Below are 7232 nucleotides of genomic sequence, written 5' to 3' on the forward strand. Positions count from 1 at the left end.
TCTAAAAAATTTCATATATTCTTAATTTTTCTATATCAAAAGCGTCATTGACTATGATTGTTGCGTCTATTTACGTATAATTCGCGCTAATTATGCAATGTGGACTATAGTGGTTGAAAAATGAGTCTAGCTGAACAAATCATGCCTGAGGATTATATCTTTCCTCCAAAACCTGCGCCATTAACTACTCAAGAACAAGATGAGTATAAAGCGAGGATCAAAACCTTACTAAAAGAAAAGAATGCGGTACTCGTGGCGCACTATTATACCGATCCTGAAATTCAAGCCTTAGCTGAAGAAACCGGTGGGTGTGTTGCTGATTCTTTGGAGATGGCCCGTTTTGGTGCAAAACATGACGCTGATGTGATTGTGGTTGCCGGTGTGCGTTTCATGGGGGAAACAGCAAAAATATTGACCCCTAACAAAACGGTGGTGATGCCAACCTTGGCGGCAACGTGTTCGTTAGACGTTGGTTGTCCAATTGATGAGTTTTCGGCATTTTGTGATCAACACCCGGATCGTAAAGTAGTGGTGTATGCAAATACCTCTACAGCGGTAAAAGCGCGTGCTGATTGGATTGTAACATCGTCATGTGCTTTAGAAATTGTTGAACACTTAGATGAGCAAGGCGAGAAGATCATATGGGGCCCAGATAAGCACCTCGGCGCTTATATCCAGAAGAATACCGGTGCAGACATGATCATGTGGAATGGTGCCTGTATCGTTCATGATGAGTTTAAAACAAAAGCACTTAAAGACATGAAAGCCTTACAGCCTGAAGCCGCCGTGTTAGTGCACCCTGAATCGCCGGCAGAAATTGTTGACTTAGCTGATGCAGTAGGCTCTACAAGCCAGTTGATCAAAGCCGCGCAAACAATGGACAACAAACAGTTTATTGTTGCGACGGACCGCGGTATTTTTTATAAAATGCAACAGCTTTGCCCTGATAAAGAGTTTTTCGCGGCACCAACCGCAGGTGAAGGTGCAACGTGTAAAAGTTGTGCCCATTGCCCGTGGATGGCAATGAATGGCTTAAAGGCGATTGAAGAGTCATTGATCAGCCCTGAAGGCAAAGAAGTGTTCGTTGATATGTCATTGCGTGAAGGCGCATTACGGTCATTAGATCGTATGTTAGACTTTTCAGCGTCATTAAAGCGTTAAACTGACTGTAAGTTGAGCAGTTAGTTCAGGTAAAGCAAAAAGCGCTTGCTAAAGTGCGTGGCTTTTCATAGTATTAGCCCCGCACTTAGGTGTATCGGAGAGGTGGCTGAGTGGCTGAAGGCGCACGACTGGAACTCGTGTATAGGCTAACCCCTATCGAGGGTTCGAATCCCTCCCTCTCCGCCATGTTTACTAGAAGAAGCGCTGTATAGCGCTTTTTTGCATTTTAAGACCTACCCCAGCATTTTTAAGAAACTCTCACCTACCTAGCAGGCTTTAATTCATCCAATTCGCCAGCTTATCATGTATGTCTTTTGGCAGTTTACAGACCGTATTTAGTTAAATTTCATCGGGTAAATTTATAAAAAGTACTACTAGCGATTGTATGGCTCTGATCCGAAGAAAACGTGATGTTGAACTCTGTAAAGGATGCTTCACTTTTTTATTAAAAGACTTAAAAGTAAGTAACCTCAGGTTTGGATAAGGGTTTTGGAATAGAAAAATAGCTTTATTGGGCAAATTTGCTTATCCAGAGCTGAGGTTAAATAACAAAGCCCCACTTTTTACAAAGTAGGGCGCATAAACTACCGAGTTGTACTTGATGAGAATACAAATGAATAATATGACGCATAGGACACACTATTTGCGGTGCCTGTAGACAACAGGGTTCTTGGCGCTTTACTACCAGCTAGCTTCAGTTTGTTGAACGCATCAACAACAGCAGTTTGAGTTTGCGAAGCCGTCGCGGCATATTTGTGGCAATCCATACAGCTGTCTTTGTTTTGCACAAATGTCTCCAACGTGGTATTTGCAACAATGCGTGTTCCATTGCTTGGGGTGATGTCTCCAGTTGTCAATGGGGGTGTTGCACCAGCTTGAATCGTACTTGGGTTATTAGGCCATTGCACATCAATAAGGCGATAATAGTTAAACACAGAATTAGCTGGTAATAAGCTCCAAGCGTAAGCATTGACATTGTTAGCCGTTGACTCAACAGGAGTAACCCGATTGACCTGCAAGGGCGCCGAATAAGGTATACAGTTATCTGGACTGCGCGCAGAGGTGGTGTCACATGGGATCTGTGGGGCCATATTGGGCGTCCAATTAGGCTTACACTGATAGTAAATGTCTTGCTTAGGATCACACTCAGGGTTATACAAAGTATAAGACGGGCGTGGCTTGCGATTTGGGTTACTTGGTAAATTAACCGTATGTTTACCGGCATCAGGTGTGTTATCAACCTGCTCGAAGGTTGTCCAAAGCATTTGGGGCGCGCCAGGTAGATGTCTAATAATATGTAGTCCAATAAGACCGACGGTGACAGGTTTGTCTTGCTTTATGGTATTTTCGTCTGCGTCTGGTGTAAGTAGCACTGCCTGAGTGGTTAAGTAGCGATAATTCAATGAACCATCTTCGGGTAATTTGATCCAAGCTGCTTTGATTTCCATCGCACCAACATTACCGCCAAATATCTTAGCTTTGCCCTCACAGGTCTTATCATTGCTATAGCCCGAAGGTAAACGAAATCCGCCAGCCCCTTGCGCACATGCGATTTGACCGGCCGCCCAGGTTAAGTTTTTACCAGTTGGATTAGCATTGTAAATATAGTCCACTTCGTCGGGGTTTAAACGAATATCATAATACACGAGGTTGCCACGTTGATCAGTTAACCACTCGCCGGTTGCTTGACCTATTGAACTTAAATCAAGGGCCCCTGTTTTTGACACTCGATGCAAAACCAACGGGCGTTTTTGCTTGACCTTTTTTGCTAAGGTATTGGTTTTCGTACTGCTAAAAACTTCTGTTGATTGCAAATAGCTTTCCCACACAGTTAAGTCACTGAGGGTGGGGTTACCAAATGCACTGGCTGTTAAACTGGCGTTTGGATAACCCGGGTTATTAGGGTCTGCTGGCCAGTTTGCATAAATGAATTGCTGCCATGCAGTACAATCGGCGTTAGTTTGATTGCGAGAATTAAAATTATTCGGGAGCTGTGGAGTAAGCGTAACTTGGTTTGTACCAAAAGCAGTGCATGGATTAGTAACGGGATCAGCCATGGCCGTTTGTCCATTTACACCAAGTATGGCGAGTAAGATACACAGCCTGCGCATAAAGGCCCTTGCGGGCCTGACATATCGGTTATGCATTACCTGGCTCCTTGATTTTTGGCTGCACGTGTATCAAGGACGCCATGGTTTGTGGTGGCGCGCCTGTATAACTCACTTCTATTGCTCTTAAGCCAGCCACTGATGACTCTTCAGTGGTAACAGCAAGTGAAAGCGAGGTATATGTACCTGGACCTGAGTTGCCTGGGACGGCGTAGGCCACCGTATTTTTATCTACTACGCTGACAGTGGTCGTTGGATCATAACTCCCATCAGTTGAACCAGTTAACACTTTGACGATTGGCTGAACACCCGCTGGAAGTTTATTGACTGTGAGTGCAATATTTACAGTAGTGCCAGCCGTTGCGACAGCTGGTACGATAACACTGTTGCTCGCTAATGAAAGCTCTGAGCCTGCGGGGTTGGTTTCATTTACAGCATAATAAGCGTCCCACACATGTTGCTGCATTGCTTGCAGTGGCGCACCAGCGGCAGATGGACCTGCGCAAGGAACCTGAGGTGGCATTGTACTCGCACTTAAAGGCCTTGCAAATAAACCGATGTCTATTTGTTCCGTTATTTGTGACCCCCATTGAATTGGCGCGCCATTAATCTCAATATCCGCAAGCGTCAGCGTTGGGTCCATAGCTAACCATGCTGATGGTATTTGGCAAATAGCATGCAAAATTAAATTACCTGGAAATGCAGAGCTAGTAATAGGGTCGTTGATTTGTGTACTCCCCCTGATAATTTGCCAAATGTCAGACGCTTTTGCATCAGCAGGGACATTAACCCCTTTCTTTACTCTGCTTGAAAATGTCCATGAGTCTAAACTTTGTGGTTGTTGAATATATAAGCCAAATGGATTGGCTAGATTAACCTTAAAATATTCGTTCTCAATGAACTGTCCACCGACTATCTGGTTAACCGTTTGGCCGATATGTGGATCGCTATGGCGATATGCTTGACCGAACTGACCGCAACAAAGGAGTTGTTGCTGACTTTCGTTGCCGCTCTCATATTGTGGTGTTGAGAAGCCAGCCAACCCTATTTCTGTTTGCAGCGTATTAGGTGTACTTGTTAAGTGCATAACCCCACCATTCATATTGGCACTTTGACGGTTTGAAATAGGACTATTGTTCCACTTGTTCAAAGGGTTATAAACCGGGTGGCCACTAACAGGATCAACTACTATATGGCCGTGTTGATCTTTTAGTGTTAAGTCATCAACCGACACAGTGATCTGGCAACTTGCTGGGGCATCAAAGTTAAGTGTGTCTTGATAAAGCCTGGCAACAGTGTCAGGACTTACTGACCAAAGCGCATGCCAGTATTCAGGGTTTTCACAGGCAAAGTCTACTCGTGTGATGTTACCCTCCCCATTTTTTTGAACAGCCCATTCGCAATACTCATCTTGCCAGCCTCTAGGACCATAAGGCAAAAATGGGTTTAATGTACCGCTCCAGTCTGCTTCTGGACAGAAAACGGCGGGGATATCTTGTAATGCTTGAGGCTGGCCGTTGCTTGTGTAACTTCCTGTATCTGCTAACTCTCGTAGTTGAGTTAACGACAAATTGTATGGGTTAGACGGACTCACAGGCGTGGAAGCCGAAAAGTATTGCTGTAAACGCCCGGGAAAGGCATTCCAAGTTACGGGTGCAGAAGCGGTGCCATTTGGAATTGTGGTTGTCGCTGGGTTATAAAAGTAAGCCTCACTACTGGGCGTTGCTTGCTCCACAAATGCATATAAGTAGGTGTTCCAAATAGCGTTAAGTTGTGCTTGTTGAACAGGGCTATTGCTTAAATCTTGTATAAAAGCGGGTGTGTTAAAGGTTAAGTTGGTGGAAATATCATCATTATTGCTGTGTAATTTAGTATCAGTCATTGCAAATCTCCTTATTGAAAGGGGGGGGGCTACGTTGTATTTTCAACCTGTAAAACAACGACAGTTGAAAATTAATAAGCTGTTTACGTGCCTACTACCGTAGTAGGTAAATTACAATTTGCGTATTACACGGGATTACAGTAATGCGACTAAGGGTTGGGCGTTGCTATTTAAAGGGGAGTCAGGTTCCCAAAGCTTAGTAGCTATGTCTACTCATAGATTGCACCTTAAGAAAATGTGCAGTTGAACTCTGTTGATGACTAAATAGTTACGTCAATAAAAATACAGCTAAAACAAAGCTCACATGCACAACAGGTTTATTACACAAGACCACATATTGCGGACTCGCTGATTTGGCTGAGCATATTAAAAGCGCTTATCACGCGTTTTATCTGCGACAGTGCAGCGAATATGTTTAGGTGTGCGATCTCGACAGTTAGAGCGTAAGTGCAGTTACCTTTGGGTGGCTAATATTTTGGATTACATTGAGCATTGACGGTGGAACCGTGAGGTATACTGCGTTCTTGAGTCATCGGCGGTAAGTTGTAAGCAGTAATTTTTTGAAAAAATGATATTTGCAGGCTTAAAATCGCAAGGCACAGGGTCTGCGTTCCTTAAGAACTATGCTATGAGTGATTGTTAAGACGTATTGAATTTTTTCGGCCGTTTAAGGATAATAAATAAGAAACACGTAATGTACTCTGTGTCACGGGTTTTGAGTAATCAGTTAATAAATTAGCCAATTAAAAAAGGGTATAATGTGAAGTGTTTAGTGGTATTAGCACACCCTTTAGATAACAGTTTATGCCAGCATTTAGCGGACAAAACAATCAGTCACTTAAAATCAAAGGGCTATACAGTCACGGTAAAAGACTTGTATGCAGAGCACTTTGATCCGGTATTGAGCAAAGAAGAACGCGCAAGTTATTATCAGTCAACATTTGACACACAACAACTCACTACAGATATTGCACAGCTTACTGAGGCTCAGTCATTGGTGCTTATTTTTCCAACTTGGTGGTTTGGATTTCCTGCTATTTTAAAGGGGTGGTTTGATCGTGTTTGGGCGCCAGGTTATGTCTATGAGCATGCATCAGATTTCGGGCCAATCAAACAATGTTTAACTAACTTAAAAGAAATGAAAGTCGTCACCACATTAGGCTCTCCCTGGTGGGTTGATACATTTATTCTAAGAACACCGGTGAAAAAAGTGCTTAAATTGGCTTTATTGGGGGCATGTGCGAGTAATTGTAAATTTCAAATGTTGTCTTTATATAAAAGCGAGCAATTGTCTCAACAAAAAATTGATAAATTTATAATGAAAATACGATCAAAATTCTAATCGGCGATATGTAAAGAGGTGCAGCGGTAACCTAGTAAGGCTACATGTTTTCATACCGCTAAAGGTTGCAGTATACTGGCGGCATCGACATTTAGAATGAGTAGAACATGATTGTCTTAAAAACGAACTTTGGTGATATTGAAATTACGTTAGATTTTGAAACCACGCCAATTACAGCAAAAAACTTCTTACAATATTGCCAAGACGGTTTTTATCAGGGCACTATTTTCCATCGGGTTATTAAAGGCTTTATGGTACAAGGCGGTGGATTTACCGCCAAAATGAAAGAAAAACCGACACGTGATACCATCGTTAATGAAGCGAATAAAGGGTTGAAAAATACACTGGGTACCATCGCAATGGCACGCACTGATGCACCACATTCAGCTTCTGCGCAATTTTTTATTAATGTTACTGACAACGCGTTTTTAGATCACTTCGCGACGACCAATGAAGGCTGGGGGTATTGCGCCTTTGGCAAAGTAACTGCGGGTATTGAGGTGGTCCACGCGATTGAAAAGGTAAAAACCGGCATGGTTGCAGGGCATGATGATGTACCATTTGACCCAATAGTGATTGAGGCAGTTGAAATTAATACGTGATCATTGACAGACTTCACAGCAACGTTCAGCACTATGCGACGTGAAATGAGCTGCAAGGGATATAAATACAACCGGTTATATCCCTTATTATTAGTGTGTTAAAAGTGGATTTTAACACATGCGCCTGCTACAGAATT

General features: G+C 43.0%; 5 protein-coding genes and 1 tRNA gene. 4 read left to right on the plus strand and 2 right to left on the minus strand.

Annotated features, from left to right (window positions below; translation table 11 throughout):
• The first annotated feature begins 120 nt into the window (after positions 1-120).
• Positions 121-1161 carry a quinolinate synthase NadA gene (gene nadA, locus J8L97_RS22065; protein ID WP_210996894.1) on the plus strand — a complete coding sequence of 347 codons (1041 nt, stop codon included), beginning with the start codon at positions 121-123 and terminating at the stop codon, positions 1159-1161.
• A gap of 96 nt (positions 1162-1257) precedes the next feature.
• Positions 1258-1347: transfer RNA gene (locus J8L97_RS22070), tRNA-Ser, on the plus strand.
• A 398-nt stretch (positions 1348-1745) separates the two neighbouring features.
• Here J8L97_RS22070 and J8L97_RS22075 read toward each other — a convergent pair.
• Together J8L97_RS22075 and J8L97_RS22080 are read right to left on the minus strand one after the other, a co-directional pair.
• Positions 1746-3308: a hypothetical protein gene (locus J8L97_RS22075; protein WP_211052818.1), complete on the minus strand. Its 1563-nt coding sequence runs from the start codon at positions 3306-3308 to the stop codon at positions 1746-1748.
• Complete coding sequence (locus J8L97_RS22080) at positions 3301-5151, minus strand: hypothetical protein (protein WP_211052819.1); 1851 nt, start codon at positions 5149-5151, stop codon at positions 3301-3303. Before J8L97_RS22080 ends, J8L97_RS22075 begins: the two co-directional genes overlap by 8 nt.
• A gap of 760 nt (positions 5152-5911) precedes the next feature.
• On the opposite strand from J8L97_RS22080, the gene J8L97_RS22085 reads away from it, so the two are divergent.
• Both J8L97_RS22085 and J8L97_RS22090 read left to right on the plus strand, forming a co-directional pair.
• Positions 5912-6493 carry an NAD(P)H-dependent oxidoreductase gene (locus J8L97_RS22085; protein ID WP_211052820.1) on the plus strand — a complete coding sequence of 194 codons (582 nt, stop codon included), beginning with the start codon at positions 5912-5914 and terminating at the stop codon, positions 6491-6493.
• Between the two features lie 107 nt (positions 6494-6600).
• Entirely contained in the window at positions 6601-7095 is a 495-nt protein-coding gene (locus J8L97_RS22090) for a peptidylprolyl isomerase (protein ID WP_211052821.1), read from the plus strand.
• Positions 7096-7232 lie beyond the last annotated feature (137 nt).

This window comes from Pseudoalteromonas sp. MMG012 (genome assembly GCF_018100875.1).
Classification (GTDB): Bacteria; Pseudomonadota; Gammaproteobacteria; order Enterobacterales; family Alteromonadaceae; genus Pseudoalteromonas; species Pseudoalteromonas aurantia.

Coding starts and splice junctions, on each gene's coding strand:
- J8L97_RS22075 (WP_211052818.1), bottom strand. CDS start 3,308: ATGCATAACCGATATGTCAGGCCCGCAAGGGCCTTTATGCGCAGGCTG.
- nadA (WP_210996894.1), top strand. CDS start 121: ATGAGTCTAGCTGAACAAATCATGCCTGAGGATTATATCTTTCCTCCA.
- J8L97_RS22090 (WP_211052821.1), top strand. CDS start 6,601: ATGATTGTCTTAAAAACGAACTTTGGTGATATTGAAATTACGTTAGAT.
- J8L97_RS22080 (WP_211052819.1), bottom strand. CDS start 5,151: ATGACTGATACTAAATTACACAGCAATAATGATGATATTTCCACCAAC.